The sequence below is a fragment of the Neobacillus vireti genome (genome assembly GCF_001026695.1).
GTDB lineage: Bacteria > Bacillota > Bacilli > Bacillales > Cytobacillaceae > Neobacillus > Neobacillus vireti.
In genome coordinates this window covers 1-24570 of sequence record NZ_LDNB01000006.1, presented here as the reverse complement: position 1 = coordinate 24570, position 24570 = coordinate 1, and the positions used below count along the sequence as shown (strand labels likewise).

The 24570-nt window shown below is 43.1% G+C and carries 23 protein-coding genes and 1 riboswitch; of the genes, 2 read left to right on the top strand and 21 right to left on the bottom strand.

What is annotated here, in order from left to right; all coding sequences use genetic code 11:
• Nucleotides 1-21 precede the first annotated feature (21 nt).
• The 5 genes from pcrA to AA980_RS06335 form a co-directional block, all read right to left on the bottom strand.
• Nucleotides 22-2304 carry a DNA helicase PcrA gene (gene pcrA / locus AA980_RS06355; protein WP_024026475.1) on the bottom strand — a complete coding sequence of 761 codons (2283 nt, stop codon included), beginning with the start codon at nucleotides 2302-2304 and terminating at the stop codon, nucleotides 22-24.
• Between the two features lie 70 nt (nucleotides 2305-2374).
• The gene (pcrB, locus tag AA980_RS06350; protein WP_024026476.1) at nucleotides 2375-3058 is read right to left on the bottom strand and encodes a heptaprenylglyceryl phosphate synthase; all 684 of its coding nucleotides are present in this window, start codon (nucleotides 3056-3058) and stop codon (nucleotides 2375-2377) included.
• Between the two features lie 169 nt (nucleotides 3059-3227).
• Nucleotides 3228-3542 (bottom strand): YerC/YecD family TrpR-related protein, encoded by a 315-nt coding sequence (locus AA980_RS06345; protein ID WP_024026477.1) that lies wholly within the window; start codon nucleotides 3540-3542, stop codon nucleotides 3228-3230.
• A 28-nt stretch (nucleotides 3543-3570) separates the two neighbouring features.
• Nucleotides 3571-4620, bottom strand: coding sequence for a DUF3048 domain-containing protein (locus AA980_RS06340; RefSeq protein ID WP_024026478.1), 1050 nt, complete (start codon nucleotides 4618-4620; stop codon nucleotides 3571-3573).
• A gap of 72 nt (nucleotides 4621-4692) precedes the next feature.
• Nucleotides 4693-6438 carry an adenine deaminase C-terminal domain-containing protein gene (locus AA980_RS06335; protein ID WP_024026479.1) on the bottom strand — a complete coding sequence of 582 codons (1746 nt, stop codon included), beginning with the start codon at nucleotides 6436-6438 and terminating at the stop codon, nucleotides 4693-4695.
• Between the two features lie 166 nt (nucleotides 6439-6604).
• On the opposite strand from AA980_RS06335, the gene AA980_RS06330 reads away from it, so the two are divergent.
• Nucleotides 6605-6910, top strand: a complete 306-nt coding sequence (locus AA980_RS06330) for a YgaP family membrane protein (RefSeq protein WP_024026480.1) — start codon at nucleotides 6605-6607, stop codon at nucleotides 6908-6910.
• A 147-nt stretch (nucleotides 6911-7057) separates the two neighbouring features.
• Here the strand turns inward: AA980_RS06330 and AA980_RS06325 are convergent, their stop codons facing one another.
• The 16 genes from AA980_RS06325 to AA980_RS06250 form a co-directional block, all read right to left on the bottom strand.
• Nucleotides 7058-7852, bottom strand: coding sequence for a hypothetical protein (locus AA980_RS06325; protein WP_024026481.1), 795 nt, complete (start codon nucleotides 7850-7852; stop codon nucleotides 7058-7060).
• Between the two features lie 7 nt (nucleotides 7853-7859).
• Nucleotides 7860-8402: a sigma-70 family RNA polymerase sigma factor gene (locus AA980_RS06320; RefSeq protein ID WP_024026482.1), complete on the bottom strand. Its 543-nt coding sequence runs from the start codon at nucleotides 8400-8402 to the stop codon at nucleotides 7860-7862.
• A gap of 297 nt (nucleotides 8403-8699) precedes the next feature.
• On the bottom strand, nucleotides 8700-9992 hold the full coding sequence (gene purD, locus AA980_RS06315; RefSeq protein WP_047771392.1) for a phosphoribosylamine--glycine ligase: 1293 nt from the start codon (nucleotides 9990-9992) through the stop codon (nucleotides 8700-8702).
• 389 nt (nucleotides 9993-10381) lie between these two features.
• Nucleotides 10382-11917, bottom strand: a complete 1536-nt coding sequence (gene purH / locus AA980_RS06310; RefSeq protein ID WP_024026484.1) for a bifunctional phosphoribosylaminoimidazolecarboxamide formyltransferase/IMP cyclohydrolase — start codon at nucleotides 11915-11917, stop codon at nucleotides 10382-10384.
• Nucleotides 11895-12497 (bottom strand): phosphoribosylglycinamide formyltransferase, encoded by a 603-nt coding sequence (gene purN / locus AA980_RS06305; RefSeq protein WP_024026485.1) that lies wholly within the window; start codon nucleotides 12495-12497, stop codon nucleotides 11895-11897. The genes purH and purN overlap by 23 nt, the downstream gene beginning before the upstream one ends.
• Nucleotides 12494-13528 carry a phosphoribosylformylglycinamidine cyclo-ligase gene (gene purM, locus AA980_RS06300; protein WP_024026486.1) on the bottom strand — a complete coding sequence of 345 codons (1035 nt, stop codon included), beginning with the start codon at nucleotides 13526-13528 and terminating at the stop codon, nucleotides 12494-12496. The genes purN and purM overlap by 4 nt, the downstream gene beginning before the upstream one ends.
• 5 nt (nucleotides 13529-13533) lie before the next feature.
• Nucleotides 13534-14934 (bottom strand): amidophosphoribosyltransferase, encoded by a 1401-nt coding sequence (purF, locus tag AA980_RS06295; RefSeq protein WP_024026487.1) that lies wholly within the window; start codon nucleotides 14932-14934, stop codon nucleotides 13534-13536.
• Nucleotides 14910-17135 carry a phosphoribosylformylglycinamidine synthase subunit PurL gene (gene purL, locus AA980_RS06290; RefSeq protein WP_024026488.1) on the bottom strand — a complete coding sequence of 742 codons (2226 nt, stop codon included), beginning with the start codon at nucleotides 17133-17135 and terminating at the stop codon, nucleotides 14910-14912. Before purL ends, purF begins: the two co-directional genes overlap by 25 nt.
• The gene (gene purQ, locus AA980_RS06285) at nucleotides 17119-17802 is read right to left on the bottom strand and encodes a phosphoribosylformylglycinamidine synthase subunit PurQ (RefSeq protein WP_024026489.1); all 684 of its coding nucleotides are present in this window, start codon (nucleotides 17800-17802) and stop codon (nucleotides 17119-17121) included. The genes purL and purQ overlap by 17 nt, the downstream gene beginning before the upstream one ends.
• On the bottom strand, nucleotides 17799-18053 hold the full coding sequence (gene purS, locus AA980_RS06280; RefSeq protein WP_024026490.1) for a phosphoribosylformylglycinamidine synthase subunit PurS: 255 nt from the start codon (nucleotides 18051-18053) through the stop codon (nucleotides 17799-17801). Before purS ends, purQ begins: the two co-directional genes overlap by 4 nt.
• The gene (gene purC, locus AA980_RS06275; RefSeq protein ID WP_024026491.1) at nucleotides 18046-18759 is read right to left on the bottom strand and encodes a phosphoribosylaminoimidazolesuccinocarboxamide synthase; all 714 of its coding nucleotides are present in this window, start codon (nucleotides 18757-18759) and stop codon (nucleotides 18046-18048) included. Before purC ends, purS begins: the two co-directional genes overlap by 8 nt.
• A gap of 198 nt (nucleotides 18760-18957) precedes the next feature.
• On the bottom strand, nucleotides 18958-20256 hold the full coding sequence (gene purB / locus AA980_RS06270) for an adenylosuccinate lyase (RefSeq protein ID WP_024026492.1): 1299 nt from the start codon (nucleotides 20254-20256) through the stop codon (nucleotides 18958-18960).
• 3 nt (nucleotides 20257-20259) lie between these two features.
• The gene (gene purK, locus AA980_RS06265) at nucleotides 20260-21414 is read right to left on the bottom strand and encodes a 5-(carboxyamino)imidazole ribonucleotide synthase (RefSeq protein WP_024026493.1); all 1155 of its coding nucleotides are present in this window, start codon (nucleotides 21412-21414) and stop codon (nucleotides 20260-20262) included.
• On the bottom strand, nucleotides 21401-21889 hold the full coding sequence (gene purE, locus AA980_RS06260) for a 5-(carboxyamino)imidazole ribonucleotide mutase (protein WP_024026494.1): 489 nt from the start codon (nucleotides 21887-21889) through the stop codon (nucleotides 21401-21403). The genes purK and purE overlap by 14 nt, the downstream gene beginning before the upstream one ends.
• A gap of 276 nt (nucleotides 21890-22165) precedes the next feature.
• A riboswitch (purine riboswitch) is annotated at nucleotides 22166-22267 on the bottom strand.
• 90 nt (nucleotides 22268-22357) lie between these two features.
• The gene (locus AA980_RS06255; protein ID WP_024026495.1) at nucleotides 22358-22555 is read right to left on the bottom strand and encodes an NETI motif-containing protein; all 198 of its coding nucleotides are present in this window, start codon (nucleotides 22553-22555) and stop codon (nucleotides 22358-22360) included.
• On the bottom strand, nucleotides 22552-23094 hold the full coding sequence (locus AA980_RS06250; protein ID WP_024026496.1) for a DUF2179 domain-containing protein: 543 nt from the start codon (nucleotides 23092-23094) through the stop codon (nucleotides 22552-22554). Before AA980_RS06250 ends, AA980_RS06255 begins: the two co-directional genes overlap by 4 nt.
• A gap of 123 nt (nucleotides 23095-23217) precedes the next feature.
• Between AA980_RS06250 and AA980_RS06245 the strand changes: the two genes are divergently transcribed.
• Nucleotides 23218-24465, top strand: coding sequence for a PD40 domain-containing protein (locus AA980_RS06245; protein ID WP_024026497.1), 1248 nt, complete (start codon nucleotides 23218-23220; stop codon nucleotides 24463-24465).
• The last annotated feature ends 105 nt before the right edge of the window (nucleotides 24466-24570 follow it).

Below are 24570 nucleotides of genomic sequence, written 5' to 3'. Positions count from 1 at the left end.
TTTCGGGGACATAAGTGCTTGTTACGCTTTTTTAATTGGTGCAAACTTGGCTAAAAGGCGTTTAATCCCAACTGGGCTCGGGAAGGCAATGTCAAGCTCGGTTCCTTCGCCTTGACCTTTTACACTGACAACTGTTCCGGTTCCCCATTTACCATGCTCCGCCTTATCGCCAACCTTCCAGCCGACTTCATCGCCACTGGTTGCAGCGGAAACAGGCCTTGTCACCGGTTTTCTTTTCGCCGCCGGTGTAGCGAATGATCTAGATGCGCCAAATGAGGAATTTCCAGATGAGCCATAAGAACTTCCTGACGAGCCAAACGTTCTTCCACTTGACCCAAATGGCGTATTCATCCGTTTCTCCGGTTCAACACCTTCAATCAAATCTTCCGGTATCTCACTGATAAATCTTGATGCCGGGTTCATATTGGTTCTACCAAACAAGGTTCTCATTTGGGCATTGGTGATAAATAAACTTTGCTCTGCCCTGGTAATGCCGACATATGCAAGGCGGCGCTCTTCTTCCATCTCGACTTCTTCCATAAGCGAACGGCTATGCGGGAAGACGCCTTCTTCCAGGCCAATCAAGAAAACAACCGGGAATTCCAAGCCTTTTGCTGAGTGTAACGTCATCAGCGTGATCGAATCAACCTTTTCCCCATCATCATCTAATGAATCAATATCAGCAACAAGTGCTAGATCTGTTAAAAACGCAACAAGGCTTCTATCTTCACTGGAGTCTTCAAAGTTTTTTGTTACCGATAATAATTCCTCAAGGTTTTCTAAGCGACTTTGGGCTTCAATTGATTTTTCCGCTTTGAGCATTTCCCGGTAACCCGTTTTTTCCAAAACTTCCTCTACTAGTTCAGTTACCGACAGGAACTCTTGCATATTTGTATAATTACGGATTAAATCACGCAATTCACGTGCAGCTTTTGTAATTTTCGGGCTTAGGCCGATTAATTCAATCGAGTCCAATGCCTGATATAAGGAAATATCATGCATTGCCGCAAAATTAGCGATTTTATCAACTGAGGTCGAACCAATTCCGCGCTTTGGAACATTAATCACCCGCTGCAAGCTGATATCATCGTCCGGATTAGAAATCAAACGCAAGTAAGCAAGCGTATCTTTGATTTCTTTCCTGTCATAGAACTTAATGCCACCGACGATGGCATATTCGATATTCGATTTAAGTAAAACTTCCTCCATGACCCGTGACTGTGCATTGGTTCGATAAAGAATCGCAATGTCGGAAAGTTTTTTCCCGTTTCGGGTTAATTCTTTAATTTTTCCCGCAACGAATTGGGCTTCACCCTGCTCACTATCGGCACGGTAGTAAACAAGCTTATTTCCTTCAGGATTTTCCGTCCATAGATTTTTTGCCTTCCGGTTCAAGTTGTTTTCGATAACCTTATTTGCCGCAAGCAATATCCGCTTTGTCGAGCGATAGTTTTGCTCAAGCAGAATAACTGTTGCGTTCGGATAGTCTTTCTCGAACGATAGAATATTAGCGATGTCGGCGCCGCGCCAGCGGTAGATCGACTGATCGGAATCCCCGACAACACAAAGGTTTTGGAAGCGATTCGCCAGCATTTTGACTAACATATACTGCGCTCTGTTCGTATCCTGATACTCATCGACATGAATGTATTGAAATTTACGCTGATAATACTCAAGTACATCCGGTACGCGCTGAAATAATTGAATCGTCATCATTATCAGGTCATCGAAGTCGAGTGCCTGATTTTTCCGTAATCGCTTCTGGTATTCCGTGTAAACATCACTTACAGTTTGTTCAAAATAACCGCCGGCGGTTTTTGCATACTCTTCCGGGTCAATCAGTTCGTTTTTAGCTGAGCTGATGGAACCTAGGATAGCGCGCGGGTCAAACTTCTTCGGATCGAGATTTTTGTCTTTGAGGATTCCTTTAACGACGGATTGCTGGTCGGTTGTGTCCAGAATCGTAAAATTGCGGTTAAAGCCCATTCGGTCGATATCGCGGCGCAAAATCCGGACACACATCGAGTGAAAGGTAGAAATCCAAATTTCTTCAGCAACCCCGCCCATCATTTTTCCAATCCGTTCCCGCATCTCCCGGGCCGCTTTATTTGTAAACGTAATCGCTAAAATATTATAGGGATTCACTCGTTTTTCTACAATTAAATAACCAATTCGGTGTGTTAAGACTCTTGTTTTTCCACTTCCGGCACCCGCCATCAAGAGAAGTGGGCCGTCAGTCGCTTTAACGGCACTTTGCTGCTCTGGATTCAGTCCGTTTAAAAGCTTATCTGTTAAATATTGCACTTCTTCCACCACCATTACAAACATTTGTTCTTATTTTTATTTTAACGTGATTACCACTTGAAAGCAAATTCTAGTTGACACTTTTTACCGTTTCTAATGCTTGATCAAAATCATCATAGATAGCGTTTCCGACAACAATGACATCAGCATGCTTGGCCATTTCTGCGGCTTGTTCAAGGGTAGAAATCCCGCCGCCATAAAAGAGAGTTGTGTTTTCAAGCACCTTTTTCACTTCGGCTACCACTGTGGAGTCCCCGTATTTTCCGCTATATTCCAAGTAGAAGATTGGGAGCTGAAACATCTTTTCAGCCATCATCGCATAGGCCTTCACATCATCAATGGTGATGTTGGAATTTGCGTTTGTCAGTTTCGCCGCCTTGCAATCCTCATTCAAAATACAGTAGCCTTCCATGGCGAACTCTTCCCAATTGATGATTTCTCCAAATTCCTTAACCGCTTGATGATGCAGCCCGGTAATCCATTTCGGATCCCTGCTATTTAAAATGGTCGGAATAAAGTACAAGTCAAAGCCCGGTGTAACGGTCTCAATACTTGAAACTTCAAGAACACAAGGAACCGTATAGCGGCGAACTCGCGCCATTAAGTCAAGGACATTTTCAAGTGTCACCCCGTCTGTTCCGCCAACGATTACTGCATTTGTACCTGATTCGCAGATTTTTTCTAATTTATCATCGGATATTTCTTTATTTGGGTCGAGTTTAAACACATGCCGCCACTCGCGAAAGTCATACATCCAAAGATCCCCCATTCATCATTCCATTACACCATTATAGCATTTGGGGAAACGATAAAAAAATAAAAGACTGATTCTATTTATAGAAATGTTAACCAAAGAAAAAAAACCGAAGAACCCTCTCTCCGGCTTGGTTATAGTCTATCTGCAGCACCTTGGCGCTTTTGTGTTATTCTTCTTCAGGCTTGCTGTTTTCATCTTTAATTCGTTCAAGAACCATTTCATACGTATCATTGCCAAAGTTTAAACAGCGTTTTACACGGGAAATCGTTGCTGTACTGGCCCCTGTTTCTGTTTCAATTTTATGGTACGTATTTCCGTCCCGGAGCATTCTTGCTACATCAAGCCGCTGTGATAATGATTGGATTTCATTAATCGTACACAAATCGTCAAAAAAGCGATAACATTCTTCTAGATCCTTTAGTGAGAGAACTGCTTGAAATAATTGATCTAATTCTTTGCCGCGTAATTTATTAATTTGCATTTTTTTTACCCCTTAATTGAAAAAATGTTTATTTTGCGTTAAAAGAAACGCTTTTTTGCAGTCCAGGATTAGTCGGCACCACATTCACCCATGTTTTTCCTGGAACAAACGGTACTTCTTTACCATCCTTAACAGCGATAATCTGGCCATCCTTGTTAGCCCATTCCACTTCGTTAACCTTGCCCATTTGGAGCAAATAAGCTTTGCCGCCGGACTTGAAATCAATATCGCGTCGGCCAACCGAATCGATTACTCGATGGTTTGTTTCAATAATAAAAATATTATTAAGTAAAACAGGTTCATTTGTATCTAAATCGACCGATTGCTCGCCGCCAGAAAACCGTTTATATTTACCAAGGGCGACATCAAATTCGAAGCTGGAATCAGAGATTCCACCAGATGAATAGGTGATTTTCACTGACTCTGCATCGTCACCGATCACGTTTTTACTTTCTTCCTCTGATAAAAACTTGAAGGCCGGCGGGCTTTGTTCCAGTGAATACTTCTTTTGTTCGACACCCTTTAAAATATTTTCATACGTAATATAGGAATTGTGTGGTGCCTTTCGGGTGCTGGACCGTTTAAAAAGTGTCCCATCATAAACCATGCCATTAAGATTGTCGATATAATTGCCCTCGAGCATTTTCCTAGCTTCCTCACTCCAGCCATGAGCAATATAAAGCGCATTTAGTCCTTTAGCCAGGTCGATATAATAATCGCGTGCACTACGGACGGGACCGATATTCGCCGGTTTTTCACTTTGAAACACAGCAAGAAAGCGCGTAATATCCGCCTCTGCCAATACCTCATAAACAATATCTGCCTTGTTCAAGCCCGATTGCGGCCTTGCCTTTGGATGATTATTAATCATAACGGCAACAGCCCTGCCCTCGGTTTGCGTTTCTGAGCCTATGCCTGTTAACGGATAAATGTACGGGGCACCCTGTTTCTCTTCCGCTTTCTCCTCAGCCTTATTGACTGTTTTTTCCTTCTTTACTGGTACTTTTACTTTCTCCTTATGACTACATCCAGAAAGTAATAACAAGATTGCTGCAAAGGCGGCAGCCCATTTTTTCATTCAACGAACACCCCTATTTCCTCCAAGGCTCAAAAATCACTTTCACGCTTTAACTCATTAGTTATTTACAGTTTAACGCATTATTGACGGAAAGAGTACTGTTTTATTCATCACATCATACATCCCCTGTTGGGTTATACGAATATAAGGTAAATGGGTTGATGAAAAGAACAGCAGACTATAAATCGCGTCTGAGAAAGAATAGCCCCTAGCTTGCAGCCCTTCAGACAACCTTTTTTCTTGAACCATTAAGTCTTCCATAGGAAGGTCTGACATAATTCCGCTTAAATGAAGCGGCAGTTCACAAACCACCTGATCATCCTCGACCATGACAATCCCGCCGCCTAATTCTTTCATTCTATTAAAAGCTAGGATTAAATCTTGTTTATTTTTCCCGATTAAAATAATATCACCGGTATTGGAAAACGAGCTGGCTAACGCCGAAAGCTTTGTTGCGAAGCCTTTTAACAGCGTATTAATCCGCCATTTCCCATTACGGTCAATTAAGGTAAAATAACATTCATCATGATCGTGCGACAATTCATCCCCTGATACATCAATCGCAATGGAGTAGGGCTTGGTGATGACGGAGTTTTCCATTTTGATCCCAAAAGGCATGGAAAATTGTAAATCATCCATCGTTAATTCCCAATCAAGATTCATCTCCTTTAGGCCATAGTCCTTCCAGTTCATTGGCGGATTCGTATCTTCCGTTTTCACTCCGTCCCGTTTTACCCACTTTCCTTTCGCCAGGACCGAAACAGGTGTAGGGTTTTCAATGCTGGATAGGAAGTTAATATTTGCTATACGACCAGTAGCAATTTGTCCATGTAAATGGTCGATATTGTAGTATCTGGCAATATTGACGGTGGCCATATTATAGGCATCAATAATCGGAACCCCTTTTTCAATGGCGATTCGGATCATCTGGTCGTTCATCCCCTGTTCATAAAAGGCGGAGGATGAGCCGTCGGTATTAAAGATTAATCGATCATACGCATCAATTCCAAGTCGCTTCATATCATCCAAAATTTGCGGCAAATCGGGCCGGATGGAAGAATATCTTAACGACACCATATACCCCTGCATTAAACGGTTATAAACCTCTTCACCTGTCATCGCCTCGTGGTCACAGTCCGTCCCGAGGAGCATCATTTTTGCCAAGGTTTTTTCAGATGCTCCGGGAAAATGACCCTCAATTTTCTTACGCATCCGTTTTGCCTCTTGAATCCAGTGAAGCATTAAATCATCGCCATTTAGCAGCCTTGGCCAGCCTGTCAGCTCCCCGCCCTGAAGGACTGCATCATGCTCAAGCCATGACTTAATATTACTGTGCGAAAATATTTCTTCTTCATGCAGAATTTCCGTTTGTGAGTCAAAGCGGCTCCACCAATACATCGTTATCGGAATCGAACGAAGGTCATTTAATAATGAAAAGGCTTCGCTTTTTTTCAAATTTAACATTAATGCCATATTGTCATTTATTAATGTTGTCGTTCCAAACTGGGATGCATAGGCTGCAAGCGTTTGGGGATTATATAATTGGAAGGGATGTGCATGCGGTTCGATGTATCCTGGAACAAGGATTTCATTTGTACAGTCAATGACTTCACAGTTTTCGATATGTGATGGCAGATTCTCGCCAACATAAACAATCCGATCTTCATAAATCCAAATATTTGCCCTCATCCAGCGGCGAAAAGTCTGATTTAAATATAAGGCGTTTTTCAATAATATGGTGGGAGACGTTTTCCCATCCAATACGGATACGTGCATACGCAAGTGTTTGTTTTTCCAACGGTAACGTTGTTCCAGCATATGATATCCCCTCCCTTTATTTATACTATCTATATAATAAAATCTTGATTTAATAACAAAGAAAGCCCTTACAAAACCTCTGTTGTTATTATACTATCATATTTTATCGTTTAAAGCAGTAAAGAATTGATAAAAATTGTAAAGATTTTGTGAAGGAGTGAGCAAATTGAATATCAAACCAAATATTGGCCTGTTGAACGCCTTAATCCGGATTACCTTAGGATTAACAATTCTTGCTTGGAGCACTTCCAAGCTTGTCAAACACCCTTGGCGGGATTCGTATTTGTTTGTTGCCCTATGCGGCGCGATGAAGGTAGCCGAGGGTATCGTCCGCTATTGCCCAATAACGGCATTATATGAAAGATGCCAGGAAATGATGCCGGAAAAATCGGCGGTTGTCGATTCGATGGATGGTATGGAGGGATTGACGAATTTGGATGGGGATCAGGGTGTTCCTTATAATCCGACTTGAATAACAACGCAAGGAGAGTAGGGTGAAAGGTTATTTTTACCTTTTGACCGGCTCTCCCAGTTTACTTCTGGATGATCATTAACACAGAACGGCAGACCTAATCCAAAAATTCGGATTAGGTCTAAATCTTTTACTTATTTTTAGCATTCAATTTAATTTATCTTGTATTGTAAAAAACTCAACATAACCATAGGTCAAGTTCACCATTACAATGTACTCCTTGTTGTCTTTTTCAGCTACCCAGCTTTCAATAACATCTTTCTCATAAAGACTATCCCAAGCAGGTTTATTTACAAAAGATAATTGGTTTCCATCACTAATAAAAGAGTTTGCAAAATTTCCAACCATTTTGTTAGCCACATCTTTTGAAATCTTATTCTCTTTTAAATCGAAAGAGTAGTTCTTGTAATGATACTGTTTAAATCCATTCTCGTTGAAAATTACTTCAATTTTATGAATAAAGTTATCACTGTTAGGTTCGTTTTTACTCCAAAGGTATAGCGTTGATTCATCCATATCTTCTTGTTTGAAATTCGGCATATTAGCAAGAACATCTTTGGGTAAGTACTTTTTCAACTCTGAAAAAACGGTTTCCTTTGAAATGTCATTTTTGTTTATATAATTGGGTTCTTCAAATGAGGTATTTGCTGTTCCATTTTTTGTTGGCTCTATTATTTTTTCTTTTGGGATGCTTGCATTGTTACCTTGTGGATCTTCAAATAAATGAAGTTTCGTTCCTACGAAATAAACCATTCCTAAGAAGAATACAGTAGTTACTGCCAAACTCAAAAAAGAATTAAATTTATTCCTAAATGGAAAAGGTCGACTCTTTTTATTTTTAATGGAACTTAAAACTTTTTGCTCTAACTCGGCATTAAAATTAATATCTCGTAATACAGTTTCATTCATTTTATCTTTTAAATTGATTAATTTATTTTCCACTGAATGTTCACTCTCCCTCAAATGATTGTTTTAATTTAAGGCGACCTCTATGTAATCTAGTTTTAATCGTGTTCGAATTGACCTTTAATAGCACAGAAATTTCTTCAATGGAAAACTCTTGATAATAAAATAAAATAATGACCTCTCTTAATTTTAATGGTAGTTCCATTACTTGCTGAGATATTAATTGGCTTTCTTCTTTTTTCAACAGTTTAGATTCAATTGTTCGATCTTCCTGTTTATTCCCGAAATAGTCTGTAAATAATAAATTTTTAAATGCCCAACTCTTTAAAACATCTTTACATTTATTAACCGTAATTTTTAAGATCCAGGTCTTATACGAGGATTCGTTTCGAAAGTCATCCATTTTTTCATAACATTTAATAAATACATCTTGTGCCACATCTTCTGCTAATTGCCTTTGTTTTAGATAAGTGTAAGCCACCCTGATTACGTCATTACCATATGTGCTCATAAGCCATTTTAGTTTATCTTCACGATCTAAATAATTTGGCGGTTCTACCTTGGAGCTATTTATCTCTTCTATCATTCTTCTCCCCCATTATTTGTTTTTAGTATTTTGACGATTCGTAATTCAATTAGGTTCCTTTTGAAAAAAATAATTCAGGAGAAATATATCTCCGTAAAGAATGTGATAACATTGGATAATTTTTCGAGATCCTACGAGAAATTCTGAAGGGGATTTTGTGCGAAGTTAGTGCCTATTTTTTTCGGAAAAACGTTCTAGAACACAAGGAAACCACCCTACGCCGTCACAAGCAAAAGGGTGGTTCTCATAAATAAATTACTTTGACAACCACCACCCTGAAGGTAGAGGTTTTGATGATCAGTGTTCGCAGTACTTCTCTTTTTTATTATAGTTATTATATACTCTTGCGCCAATATCTTTGCGATAAAAAATCCCATCACAAGTTAATTTTCCAAGCTCACAGTATACCTTTTCCTGTGCTTCAGTCAAAGTTTCCGCTTTTGCCCCAACAAGCAGCACCCTTCCTCCCGCAGTAACAAATCCGCCTGATTCCTGTCTCCGAGTGCCTGCATGAAAGGTAAACACTTCTTGATTTAAATCAGCTAATCCAGTTAGCACGGCACCCTTTTGATAACCCCCCGGATACCCTTTTGCTGCCACTACAACCCCAATCATGGCTTGTTCATCCCATTCAAGGTTCGGCTTACCACCATCTAATAGTTCCAAAATCACTTCAACTAAATCCGATTTTAATCTTGGCAAAATTACCTGTGTTTCCGGATCGCCAAAGCGGGCGTTAAACTCGATGACTTTCGGGCCATCTGCAGTATTGATCAACCCTGCATATAATATTCCACAGAAGCTGCGTTTTTCCGAAACCATCGCTTTTGCAGCAGGAATCAGAGCGGTGTCGATGGCGGTCTGCACCGTATCCGCACTAATTTGAGGAACTGGTGAATAGGCCCCCATCCCGCCTGTATTCGGACCATGGTCACCATCATAGGCCCGTTTATGATCCTGCGCAATTTCCAGCGGCACGACTACTTCACCATTTACAAACGCCATGAGCGAAAATTCTTCACCAGCTAAAAATTCTTCAATCACTACGCGTGAAGAGGCCCCGCCGAACTTCGCGTCGATTAGCATTTCTTCAAGGCTTTCGAGCGCTTCCTCTTTTGTTAAGGCAACTGTAACACCTTTGCCCGCCGCCAATCCGTCTGCTTTAATGACAATCGGCGCTCCTTTTTCTTCGACATATTTACGTGCTTCCTCATAAGAAGTAAAAACGGCATAATCGCCGGTTGGAATTTGGTATTTTTTCATCAATTCTTTGGCAAACGACTTGCTTCCTTCAATCTCTGCCGCTGCTTTTCGCGGTCCGAATACCTTCAAACCAGCCGCTTCGAATTTGTCGACAAGTCCTTCCAGGAGAGGGACTTCCGGACCGATGATCGTTAAGCCCACTGCTTGGTCTTTGGCAAATTGAATGAGGGTTTCGTGCTGCGACTCTTCAATTGGAACCAGCTCCGCGACACCAGCCATGCCATCGTTTCCTGGAGCGACAAATACTTTTTCTACAAGCGTACTCTCACTAACTTTTTGGCAGATGGCATGCTCTCTCCCTCCGCGGCCAATGATTAGTATGTTCACCGAATTCACCTCTTTATAATGTTTCGCTCTTTTCTAAAAGATTGATACTTTTTTGATTCGCTGATAAATAGCCCAGATTCGCTGATATACCTAAAAATTCGCTGATAAATAGGTCAGAATCGCTGATAAACCTATAAAAATCGCCGATATATGATTTGATCTCGCTAAATGCATCAAAAAATCCAATGAAAAGGTGTAATTTTACACCATATTGACTTTTTAAGGGGTAAGTTAAGGTGAAAACTACCTTTTTCGACAGTTAGACCACGGTTTACGACAGTTGAAGACAGCTTTACGACCGCTAAGCACTGGTTTATGACAGTTGAAACCCGTTTTACGACTGTTGAAAACAACTTCACGACAGTTGGAGCCGGCTTTCCTAAAACAGCCTAATGTTTAAAATGTCTAACTCCCGTAAACACCATCGCGATTCCATATTCATCTGCCTTTTTAATTGAATCTTCGTCACGAATTGAGCCGCCCGGTTGAATAATTGCAGTAATTCCCGCTTTAGCCGCCGCTTCGACGGTATCGTCCATTGGAAAAAACGCATCAGAGGCAAGTGCAGCTCCTTCAGCTTTTTTACCAGCCTGCTTCAAGGCAATTTCTGCTGAGCCAACGCGGTTCATTTGCCCGGCGCCAATACCAATTGTCATGTCTTCATTAGCCACAACGATGGCATTCGACTTCACATGTTTGACAACCTTCCAGCCCAGCTTTAATGCTTCCCACTCAGCGGCAGTCGGCTGGCGTTTTGTCGCAACTTTGATTTCAGCATCATCCAATGTGAACAGATCTTGCTCCTGAACAAGCAATCCGCCCTCAATCGAGGTCAATTTCCGCTCAGATTTTTTCGCATCGGAAAACGGAATAGTTAACAGGCGCAGATTCTTTTTCGCTGCTAAAATCTCTAACGCTTCATCGGAGTACGACGGTGCAATAATAATCTCAAGGAATATTTCATGAAGCTTGCTTGCCGTTTCTGCATCCACTTCACGGTTAAAGGCAATGATACCGCCAAAAATGGAAATAGGATCGGCCGCAAACGCTTTGGTGAACGCTTCATAGCCTGTTTTACCGATACCGACACCGCATGGGTTCATATGTTTCACTGCAACTGCAGCAGGTTCTGTAAACTCCTTGACGATCTGCAGGGCGGCATCGGCATCATTAATATTATTGTAAGAAAGTTCTTTACCGTGAAGCTGCTCAGCATAGGCAATCGAGAACGATGAGCCCAACGGCTTTTGATAAAAAACTGCCTGCTGATGCGGATTTTCCCCGTAACGGAGTGTCTGCTTTAACTCATATGTAACCGTTAATTTTTCCGGAGTTGCTTCCGCGGCAAGGTTTGTCATGTAATCGGCAATGAGCGCATCATAAGCAGCGGTATGGCGGAACACTTTAGCTGCAAGCTTTACCCTTGTTTCAAGTTTCGTTTCACCTTCAGCTTTTAACTCCGCAATTACCGTTTCATAATCGGACGGATCGACCACGACGGTGACATATTGGTGATTTTTCGCAGAAGCACGGAGCATCGTTGGACCGCCAATATCAATATTCTCAATCGCATCAGCAACTGTTACATCCGGGTTTTCAATGGTTTGCTGAAATGGATACAGATTGACACAAACAAGCTGAATCGGCTCGATTCCATGTTCCGCAAGCTGCTTTTGATGTTCCGCATCGTTCTGTTTTGCTAATAAACCGCCATGAATATACGGGTTTAACGTTTTAACTCGTCCCTCGAGAATTTCCGGGAAGCCGGTAACATCACTAACGCCCAAAACAGGGATTCCCTGCTCCTGCAGCATTTTTTTCGTGCCGCCGGTAGAGATGATTTCAAAGCCAAGGCTGACTAGCTCTTTCGCAAACTCGCTCACTCCACTTTTATCATAAACACTAATAAGCACGCGTTTTTTCATCTTGCTCAACCTCTCCTCTTGTCAAAAGCATTTGTAGTATCTCGGGATACAACTTGTGTTCACTGACCTGTATTTTTCGTTGCAGGCTTTCTTTCGTATCCTCTGTGGCAATCCGTACCCGCTCCTGGACAATAATTGGTCCCGTGTCCATTCCTTCATCAACAAAATGAATCGTCACACCGCTCCAATTGGCCTTTGCCGCTAATGCCTGGCCAATGGCATCTTTGCCTGGAAAAGCAGGAAGTAACGAAGGATGAATATTGACGATCCGCCCCTCGTATTCTTTTAGTAGTGTCGGACCAATCAAACGCATATACCCGGCCAGCACAATTAAATCAACCTTATTACTTTTTAGCAGTGAAGTTATTTCCACTTCGTAGTCTGCTTTACTTGGATAGTCCTTTACGCAATAAACAAAAGCGGGAATGCCTGCCTCATTGGCTCTTTCAGTAACGTATGCGCCTGGTTTGTCGCAAACAAGCAACGAAATATTCGCCTCAAGCTCTCCCCGTTGAACCGCGTCGAGGATGGCTTGAAAATTACTTCCGCTTCCCGATGCAAACACAGCAATATTTTTCATCGCCGCCCACCAAAGCCTTTGATATTCAACCCCGCTTGATTTGTCACGATGCCAAGTTCATACGCCGTTTCACCCTCAGCGTGAAAATGCTCCAACAGCTCGGGCGCATCTTTCTTGTCAACGGCAATGACCATGCCGACTCCCATGTTAAAAATATTATACATTTCCCGATAATCGATTTGTCCAACCTCAGAAATTAATTTAAACACGGAGGGAATATGCCAGTTTTTCTCATTCAGATCTGCCCCAAGGCCAGCAGGCAGCATCCGCGGAATATTTTCAATAAAACCACCGCCGGTAATATGGGCCATCCCTTTAATTTTGAATTTTTTCAATGCCGATAAAATCGGCTTCACATAGATTTTCGTCGGCTTGAGTAATTCTTCGCCTAATGTACAGCCGAGTACATCCACAAACTCGATTAACGACCAATTGTTAAACACTTTTCTGACAAGCGAGTAGCCGTTGCTGTGAATGCCGCTTGAGGCGAGGCCAATCAGCACATCACCTTGTGCGATTGTTTCGCCGGTAATTAATGCGGATTTTTCACACGCTCCCACTGAAAATCCAGCAAGATCGTACTCATCCTCCCGATATAGACCCGGCATTTCAGCTGTTTCTCCGCCAATTAAGGCGCAGCCAGCCTGCTCGCAGCCATCGGCAATCCCCTTGACTATCGCCTCGATTTTTTCAGGAACCGCCTTGCCGCACGCAATATAATCTAAAAAGTAAAGCGGCTCCGCCCCTTGAACGACGATATCATTGACACACATAGCGACCGCATCAATGCCGATGGTGTCGTGACGATCCATCATGAAGGCAATCATCAATTTCGTGCCCACACCATCGGTGCCTGACACCAAAACCGGCTCCTTTAATCCGAGTGCGGATAGGTCAAACATGCCGCCGAAACCTCCGAGGCTACCTAAGACGCCGGTCCTCGCTGTTCGCTGCACATGCTTTTTCATTCGCTCAACCGCTTCATAGCCCGCCTCAATGTTTACACCTGCTTGTTTATACGCATTCGCCACGGTCATCAACCCCTTTGATAATAGTATTGAAGTGTATCGGGATAAATTTCTGTTGGGTAATTTCCTGTAAAGCAGCCAAGGCAATAGCCGCTGTCCTGCCCCAGCGCTTCCACCATGCCGCCTACGCTTAAAAACGTTAATGAATCGGCACCAATGAGGTCGCGGATCTCCTCTACTGACTTATCGGAAGCAATCAATTCTTCCTTCGAAGATGTATCAATCCCGTAAAAACACGGATTTTTAATCGGAGGTGAACTAATGACGACATGCACCTCTGTCGCTCCTGCATCTTTCAGCATTTTAACAATTCTTCTGCTTGTCGTGCCGCGGACAATTGAGTCATCGACCATGATGACGCGTTTTCCTTCGACAACACCGCGAACAGGTGACAGCTTCATTTTTACCCCTTGCTCACGTAAAGACTGGGAAGGCTGAATAAAGGTTCTGCCGACATAACGGTTTTTGATTAGCCCCATTTCATACGGAATCCCCGCTGCTTCAGCATAGCCAATCGCTGCGGAAATACTTGAATCCGGCACCCCCGTCACCACATCGGCATCAATCGGCGCTTCGACCGCCAATCTTTTCCCCAAATTTTTCCGGGCGGTATGAACATTGATGCCTTGGATATTACTATCAGGTCTTGAAAAATAAACATACTCCATCATACAGATTGCTTTTGTCGTACTCATCGCAAATTGCTCTGATGTAAGCCCATCCTCGTTTATAATTAACAGTTCTCCTGGCATAATATCGCGGATATATTCAGCACCGACTAAATCAAAGGCACAGGTTTCCGAAGCAACCACATATGCATCGCCAATACAGCCAAGTGAAAGCGGCCTTAGTCCATGGGGATCGAGTGCCACCATTAACTCCGTTTCGGTCATGATTAAATAGGCATAGGCCCCTTTTAACATTGAAAGGGCATTTTTCACGCGGTCGTTCATCTGAGGAAAGCCGCTTCTTCTAATTAAATGGGCCAAAACCTCTGTATCAGAGCTTGTTTGAAAAATACTCCCCTGTGTTTCAAGCTGATGCTTTAAGGAATTCGCATTGACAAGGTTGCCATTATGAGCAAGTGCCAGGCTTCCGCTTTGCGAATGGAACAACAGTGGCTGGACGTTCTCATAGCCGCCGCCCCCTGCCGTTGCATAACGAACATGGCCAATGGCGGCAGAGCCGGTTAATTCTGTCATTGCCTCAGCGGTAAAAATCTCAGACACAAGCCCTTCGCCTTTAACCCCTTTAAGTGTTTTCCCATCGGAAACGACGATACCGGTTCCTTCCTGGCCGCGGTGCTGCAGGCTATGGAGCCCATAATAGGTTAATTGTGCGGCATCCGGATGTCCAAAGACACCAAAAATGCCGCACTCTTCGTTTAATCCCTTGAGTTCAGCAAGCATGGGATCGCCCCTTTCCAGGCAGCTTTTAATTCATTTATTGAACCCTCAAGTATTGATTCACTGTTTGTTAGAACTCGTAGTGTTGCCGAATCATTCACTTCACCGATAAAGGCTGCTTCTACTAAGCTTTCAAACTCCGCTTGATGTTCTTTCTTTACGGATAAAAGAAAACGAGATTGGCTTTCACTGAATAATGCCGCTACTGGATTTCCATTGAGGGACACTTCTGCACCCAATGTATCGCTGCTGAACAAACATTCTGCCAATGCAACTGCTAAGCCGCCTTCAGACAGGTCATGGGCAGATTGAACTAAACCTGAACGAATCGCAGCTAGAACCTGTTCTTGTCTTTCTTTTTCCAATTCAATCGTTAATTCCGGTGCTTTTCCGGAAATACTGCCGTTCAGCAGCTTTTGCAGCTCGCTGCCGCCAAATTCCGGTTTTGTTTCGCCAACTAGATAAATCAGGTCGCCGCTGTTTTTAAAATATTGTGTTGTAATATGGTCGATGTCAGTTACAAGGCCAACCATGCCAATGACAGGTGTTGGATAGATCGCAGTGCCGCTTGTTTCGTTATACAATGACACGTTACCGCCGATGACAGGTGTCTCAAGTACTCGGCATGCTTCACTAATCCCGTCGGCTGCTTTTTCAATTTGCCAGAATACCTCTGGCTTTTCGGGATTTCCGAAGTTCAGGTTATCGGTAATCGCTAACGGCTCGGCACCGGAACAGATAATGTTGCGGGCTGCCTCAGCGACGGCAATTTTTCCGCCGGTTTCCGGATCCAAATATACATATCGAGAGTTACAATCGGTGGTCATCGCGAGTGCCTTCCGGGTGCCGCGAATCCGGAGAACCGCCGCATCTGAACCTGGAGAGACAACGGTATTGGTGCGGACCATGTGGTCGTACTGCTCATATACCCATTCCTTGCTTGCAACTGTTGGCTGGCTCAAAAGTTTTACGAGCGTTTCTTTCAAATCATCGACTTGCGGGATTTCCTGTTCCATTGCTTGGAATTCTTGAAAATAAGATGGCTCTTGTGACGGCTTTTGGTACACAGGTGCATCCTCTGCTAAGGCATCCACCGGTACATCGGCTACCGTTTCGCCGTTATGAATTAAACGCAGGTTTTTATCATCGGTTACCGTTCCAATGGCCACTGCTTCTAAATCGTATTTTTCAAAAAGCCGGGCGATTTCAGGTTCGCGGCCTTTCTTAACCACAATCAGCATCCGCTCCTGTGATTCTGACAGCATCATCTCATAGGCGGTCATTCCAGTTTCCCGCTGCGGTACAAGATCTAGGTTCATCTCAATGCCCATTCCCGCCTTGCTTGCCATTTCCGCGGAGGAACTTGTAAGGCCGGCAGCGCCCATATCCTGGATTCCGACAAGCGCATTGGATTGAATCAGCTCCAAGCAGGCCTCAAGGAGTAATTTTTCCATAAATGGGTCACCAACTTGAACAGCCGGGCGTTTCTCATCGGATTGCTCGGTTAATTCTTCTGAGGCAAAGGTAGCGCCATGAATCCCATCGCGGCCTGTCTTCGCCCCTACATACATAACGGTATTGCCTAAGCCGTGCGCTTGGCCTTTTTGAATATCGTTATGATCGATAAGACCGACGCACATCGCATTCACAAGCGGATTTCCCTCGTAGCAAGGGTCGAATTGAATTTCACCGCCGACAGTTGGGATGCCAATACAATTGCCGTACCCTGCGATTCCGGCAACGACTTCTTTAAATAAATAGCGCACCCTCGCGGAATCAAGCTCGCCAAAGCGAAGCGAGTTTAATAGAGCGATAGGACGGGCTCCCATTGAAAAAACATCGCGGATAATGCCGCCGACACCGGTTGCCGCTCCTTGGTATGGTTCAATCGCTGATGGATGGTTGTGGCTTTCTATTTTAAAAACAACCGCCTGGCCATCGCCGATATCGACAATCCCCGCGCCCTCACCAGGGCCTTGCAGGACTCTTTCACCGGTTGTCGGGAATTTTTTAAGGACTGGCTTTGAATTTTTATAACTGCAGTGCTCCGACCACATCACCGAAAAAAGGCCTGTTTCGGTATAATTCGGCGTGCGTCCAAGGATGGTTTCAATCATTGTAAATTCTTCATCGGACAAACCCATTTGCTGATATAATTTTTCTGCTTTAATTTGAGTCGGATTTGGTTCAAGCGTTAACAACATGTGCTTCCCTCCAAGTTTTCACAATCGATTGGAATAATTTAAGTCCATCGGCGCTGCCGAGCAGCTCATCGACAGCTCTTTCCGGATGGGGCATCATCCCAAGAACATTGCCTTTTTCATTCGTGATGCCGGCAATATTGGCTAGGCTGCCGTTCGGGTTTTCCTGATAAGTGAATACGATTTGGTTATTGTCCTTTAACTGGGCGAGAGTTTCTTCGTCACAATAGTAATTTCCTTCGCCATGGGCGACAGGGATGGTAATCGTTTGTCCTTGTTCATATTCCGCGGTAAAAATCGTTCTGTTGTTTTCTACCTCTAGTTCGACAGGTTTGCAAATAAATGAAAGGCTTTCATTCCGCCTCATTGCGCCCGGCAGCAGCCCTGCTTCCAAGAGGATTTGAAATCCGTTGCACACGCCAAGAACTGGCTTGCCTGCTTCAGCCGCTTTGACTACTTCTTTCATCACTTTGCTAAAGCGGGCAATGGCGCCTGTACGAAGGTAATCTCCATAGGAAAACCCGCCGGGCAGAAGGATTCCGTCATATTCAGCTAAGCTTTCTGAATCGTGCCAAACATATTCGACTTCTTCACCAAGTTCATCGCCAATCGCATGAAACATATCGACGTCACAGTTTGAGCCTGGAAAGACAATTACCGCAAACTTCACTGCGCGACACACTCCTCTACTTCGTAACGGTAGTCTTCAATCACCGGATTTGCCAGGAGGCTCGTGCAAATTTCATTGATGACCTCATCGATGTTGCGCTCTGATTTTTCCACGGTTAATTCCATATATTTGCCGATGCGGACATCGGTGACTTCTTTGTAGTTTAAAGCATTTAGTGAATGAGTTACGGCCTTACCTTGCGGGTCTAATACACTTTCTCTTAATGTGACAAATACCTTTACCTTATACATGCTGTTGACCTCCAAGTCTTGTTAAAATCGTTTCGTAGGCTTCGGTTAAGCTTCCTAAATCACGGCGGAATACATCCTTATCAAGCTTTTCATTTGTCTGTTGATCCCATAGACGGCAAGTGTCCGGAGAAATTTCGTCCGCTAATAAAATATGCCCGTCTTCATCTTTGCCGAACTCAAGCTTAAAGTCGATGAGACGAATGCCAAGTTCATTGAAAAAGCTTGATAAAACTGTATTGATTTCGAGTGCTTTTTCTCGTAAAATTGCTGTTTCTTGGACGGTTGCTACGTTGAGCTCAAGGATGTGATGAACTGTTACGAGCGGATCTCCAAGGTCGTCATTTTTTAAATAAAATTCAACGAGAGGGGCTGCTAGCCGTTTACCCTCTTCGATTCCCAATCGTGTGGAGAGGCTTCCCGCCGCGACATTGCGAACGACTACTTCAAGCGGAATAATGGTAACTTTCTTTACCAGCTGCTCGGTGGCGGAAATTTTTTTGATAAAGTGTGAAGGGATTCCGTGTTCTTTTAACTTTAAAAATAACAAACTAGTAATCTCGTTATTTAGACGGCCTTTCCCAATGATCGTTTCCTTTTTTTGACCATTGAAGGCGGTCGCTGAATCCTTGTATTCGACTAACACAGTGCGCTCATCGTCTGTCTTGTAAATCCGCTTTGCTTTTCCTTCGTATAGCAGTTCCTTCATCGTGGGACACTCCTTATTTCGCAATATTGGGAATTTTCAAACTAGAGAGGTGGGCAAAATCCACCCCTTGCTGCTCCGATTCCTTTGTTCGGCTTTTTTTATTTACCGTGGAGGCTCCTTTTTCCTCTTTCCGGTCACAAAGAACCTCTCTCTGTGACCATAAAAACAACTTGATACAAGTATCGGGCACTTATGCCCCTACCCGTTCAACCCTAGTCGATCAAAAATGGTATTAACATGCTGCAGGTGATAGTTGTAATCAAAACAATCGTCAATCTCTTCGCCAGAGAGCAATGAGGTAATTTTTCCTTCTGCCTCGATCAACCCGCGGAATGGAACTTGCTGCTCCCACGCCTCCATCGCTTTCGGCTGGACCGTGTCATAGGCCTCTTCACGGGATAGTCCCTTATCAATTAAAGCCAGCAGCACACGCTGCGAGTAGATTAACCCCAATGTGCGGTCCATATTGCGCTTCATATTCTCCGGATAGACAGTTAAATTTTTCACAATTCCACCGAACCGGTTGAGCATATAATTCAAAGCAATCGTCGCATCCGGCAAAATAATTCGTTCCGCTGAAGAATGGGAAATATCCCGTTCATGCCAAAGCGGTACATTTTCATAAGCGGTCATCATATAGCCGCGGATCACGCGGGCAAGCCCTGTCATATTTTCCGAGCCAATCGGATTGCGTTTATGCGGCATCGCCGACGAACCCTTTTGCCCTTTTGCAAAAAACTCCTCGACCTCACGCGTTTCGCTCTTTTGCAGCCCGCGAACCTCGACAGCAAATTTTTCAATCGAAGTCGCAATCAACGCAAGCACGGACAAATAATGTGCATGGCGGTCGCGCTGCAATGTCTGAGTGGAAATTGGCGCTCGGCCAAGTCCTAATTTTTCACATACATACTGCTCCACAAACGGGTCAATGTTTGCGTACGTTCCAACCGCACCGGAAATTTTCCCAAACTCGACACCTACTGCCGCTTGCTTAAAACGCTCAAGATTACGTTTCATTTCCTCATACCAAAGAGCAAGCTTCAAGCCAAAAGTCGTCGGTTCCGCATGGACACCGTGTGTCCGCCCCATCATCACCGTAAATTTGTGTTCAATCGCTTTATTTTTTAAAATCTCAATAAAATTTTCCAAGTCTTTCAATAAAATCGCGTTAGCCTGCTTCAAAACATATGAAAGTGCTGTATCCACCACATCTGTAGAAGTTAAGCCGTAATGAACCCATTTCCGCTCCTCGCCAAGCGTTTCCGAAACCGCACGGGTAAAAGCCACGACATCATGCCTTGTTTCTTCCTCTATTTCTTTGATCCGCTCGATGTTAAAAGAAGCATTTTCACGAAGCTTGCGGACATCCTCTTTAGGGATCTCACCTAACTCTGCCCATGCTTCACAAGCAAGGATTTCCACCTCAAGCCAGGCATTAAAGCGGTTCTCCTCCGTCCAAATGGCTCCCATTTCAGGTCTAGTATAACGATCAATCATGATTTATCCTCCGATCTTTTCCTTCACTGTCTTCCAAATGCTGGACCCTTCAATCTCAGCAAGGGCCTCTTCTACATTATCACGCAAAATGGTGACATGCCCCATTTTCCGCTTCGTTTTCGGTTCTTTTTTTCCATACAAATGAATCTTCCAGTCATTCATCTTCGGTATTTCCACATTTACATTTTCCAGATGCTCTCCCAATAGGTTGACCATAACAGCCGGTTTTAATAGCTCCGTACTTCCTAATGGCCAGTTGCAAACAGCGCGGATATGCTGTTCAAACTGTGACGTTGCACAGGCCTCTATTGAAAAATGCCCGGAATTATGCGGTCTTGGCGCTACTTCATTGATATAAATCGCCCCATCGCCGGTCACAAACATCTCTACCGCCAGCGTCCCGACTACTCCCAGTGAAACAGCGAGCTGCTTCGCTTTTTGGATGGCCTTTGTCTGTAACTCTTCTGAAATTCGAGCCGGAACAATCGTTATATGTAAAATGTTTTCTTCATGAATGTTTTCGGCTACTGGAAAAATGGCTGTTTCTCCATTCAGCCCTCGCGTCACGATAACAGATATTTCTTTTTCAAACGGAATCCACTTTTCCAACACACAATTTCCATGGTTGAGCAGTTCCCCTGCTTTGCCTAAATCATCGGCATTTTTAATCACAAGCTGCCCCTTGCCATCATAGCCGCCTTTAGATGTCTTTAACACGGCAGGAAAACCAATTACGTCAATTTTAAAAAATAACTCTTCCACACTTGTGATGACTTCAAATGGCGCGACCTCAATGCCTGCCTGCTGAATCGCTGTCTTTTCTTTAATCCGATCCTGTGTGATCGTCAATAGCTCTTTCCCTTGAGGCACATAGGCCTGTTCGCACAGCCACCCTAATGTCTCGGCATCAATATTTTCAAATTCGTAGGTGATGACATCACATATTTCAGCTAAGCGGCTAATCGCCACGCGATCATGATAGGCACCGATCACTTCAACGTCAGCTACCTGACCGCATGGGGAGTCAGTAGCTGGTTCTAACACCGCAATCCGAAACCCCTGTGCCTTGGCTGCTAACGCCATCATTCGCCCGAGCTGGCCGCCGCCGATAATGCCGATCGTTGCTCCTAGGAAAATCGTCTTGTTAGCCAAGCTCATCACTACTTTCTAGCACTTCATTTCTTGTTGTTTCTCTTCTTGCTTCTAGCTTTCTCGCTAACTCAGCATCTTCTGTTGCTAAAATTTGCGCCGCCAAGAGGCCTGCGTTTGTCGCTCCTGCTTTTCCAATCGCAACTGTCGCCACCGGAACACCGCCGGGCATTTGCACAATCGACAACAAGGAATCGAGTCCATTTAAAGCCTGTGATTGAACGGGAACTCCAATGACCGGCAGAGTCGTTTGTGCTGCTACCATCCCAGGAAGATGAGCTGCGCCGCCCGCTCCAGCAATAATCACCTTCAAGCCTTGTTCTCTTGCTTCTTTTGCATATGTAAACATCAAATCAGGTGTCCGATGGGCAGAAACCACCTTTTTTTCAAAAGGAATCTCGAATTGTTCAAGAATCTCACAAGCATGCTTCATCGTATCCCAATCTGACTTACTTCCCATGATCACTCCAACTAAGTTCGCCATACCTTCTCCCCCTGTTTCAGGTTGAATTACTCTCGGATATAAGCTCGTTTCTCTCGAATAGACTAGTTTTACTCTCGGATAGACCTGCTTTACTCTCGAATAGCTGTCCATATCTCTCGAATAGACTTGCTTTACTCTCGAATGACTTTCCGCTTTTCTTACTTCCGCTAGGTCAACAATAAAAAGCCCGGCGCAAACAGCATCTCAGAAAGAGAAAGCCATTTGTCCGGGCATAAATAAGGTAACACAAAGAGCGCAGGGCCCTAATAACTGCCGAACCTATTGACTTTCCCTCATAGTCCAATAATTTACGGTTATTGGGTAGAAACTTATGGGCCATATTCCCATGGATATACGAGGGTAAAGGTAATTTGTTTTATCAACTAAACTTATCATACCAATCAATTCATTATGCTGTCAACCATAAAATCGAACGTTACTTTTAAAAACAATAAAAATGTTCGTGTTTTACTCAATTAACTTTGCTTCAAAGACAATTTGGCGGCCAACTGGCTCGTAAATGGTTTCGCCGCCCTTTTTAATTTCTTGAAAAATTGGCCTTTCTGTTCGGCGGACTGGGAGATAACCTTCTTGCTTCATTCTATTCAGGCAATCCTCAATACTTTCATTCTCCGCCACTTCAAATTGCTTCTTCTTTTTACTCATGAAAATAGCTTCCCTCTTTTCACTGATTTCACCCAGAAGCCACCGTGAATCGATTTTGGTTCATACGAAATAATAAATGCCTTCGGATCAAACGTTTTAATTGTCTCGTATAGTTTTAACTCAAATTTTCGCGGTGTAAGGATTTGCATCGCCATTCGATTTCCTTCTAGCCCATGTGCAGACCAGTCGGTAACACCATAGCCTTTCTCCCTCAATAATTTTGGCATATCCTTATCGTTTTCTGATGTAATTACATTGACCGTAATATACCCTAATGCCAGCTTTTCCTCAATTTTCATTCCGACAATGACCCCGATGCCATAGCCAACCGCATAGGCCACTAAATTTTGAATTTGATTAAGGTTATTTAAGACAAGCCCGAGGCCAAGAACATAAATAACCACTTCAATCATACTAAGGGAAGCTGCCAGATAGCGCTGACCCTTTAAAGTCAAAATCATTCTTATCGTAAAGAAAGAAACATAGACGATATTTATGATTAGGATAATCGCAACCATGATAAAACTATTTTCTAACATAACGAGCCCCTCCCTACTTGATTTAGCTCCCTTCACTTTAGCACATTATTAATTTAAAACCACAAGATTTATTTTTATTTGTGCAAAATAATATTAGGACGAAAAAAAGTGAGGTGCTTTTATTTGTTTAAAAAAATATTCCTTTCGATTTCCCTATTCATATTATTTATACCCGTTCAATTAATAGCTCAAGCAGATCCATTACCAAAAATGAAAGCCGCTTTTATTAGAAACGATGATTTGTGGATCAAAACTGGCAATAGGGAACAAAGAATTACAAATGGAGAGTATATAAGGTACCCTAAGTGGTCTCATGATGGTAATTGGATTGCCTATCTTAAAAGTAGAAAGAGTAGTTTTCGCAATGGGGAACTCTGGCTATATAATTTGAAAATGGAGAAACACTTCATGGTGAAGGAAGGGGTAACTAACAATTTTCAATGGGCGCCTGGGCAAAATAAAATGGGTTTCCTTGTTAATCAGGAATTATTCGTTTTAAATACTGAGCCACCTAAGCATTTCCTTGTAACTCAATTAACAAAAGAGATCACGAATTTTTCCTGGCTCCCTGATATCAGCGGCTTTTTAACATCTGCAAAGGAAAATAGACAACTAAATTCTGATATTATATTATCAAAAATTTTGCTTCGATCGGATCGGCAAAAACCAGTTTTCAAGCATTTTTACACAGTTCCAGTCGGAGAAAATGAAATCGTTGTAGGCAGCAGCCAGTTTATATGGTCCCACGATCATAAGTGGATTAGCTTTATATTAAACCCATCCGCATCTATTTCTGCTGATAGCAATATACTTTGTTTGGTCTCAGATGATGGAAAGTATTTTCAACGTGTGGATGAAGTGTTAGATTATCCGGAATGGCTTCAATGGGCGCCGACTAAAAGCTATCTTGGATATATCGGGGGATTTGGAAGGGAAGCTAATATAAATAAACAACTAAAACTGGTTAGTGTTCCTTCCTTTCAAAATGAAATTTTCACACCAAAAGGGTATGTCGACCGTGATTTATATTGGAAAAACGACAGTACAATCTACGTTTCCCGTTCTAAAGAAATGAAGCAAGCCGACCTGGATAAAAGACCATTACCAAGCCTTTATGAAATTGATATCTCGACGTTTAGGAATAAGCAAATAACCAATCCTGCAAAACATGAAGGTGATTTTGCACCGCAATTTTTTCATAGTCAGCTTCTTTGGGTAAGAACGGATACACAGACTGCCAATATATTCGTTACTCGAACAGATAATATGAAGGAAATAGCGTGGATAACAAATCTTACAGTAGCAAGTGCGTATTATGCAAAGTGGAATTGGGAGGAGGTATTTAGTTTATACATCGGATTGGAATGTTGATAAAAAAAGACAACCAATTAAGGTTGTCTTTTTGTTTGCCTGGCAACGTCCTACTCTCACAGGGGCGCATGCCCCAACTACCATCGGCGCTGAGAAGCTTAACTT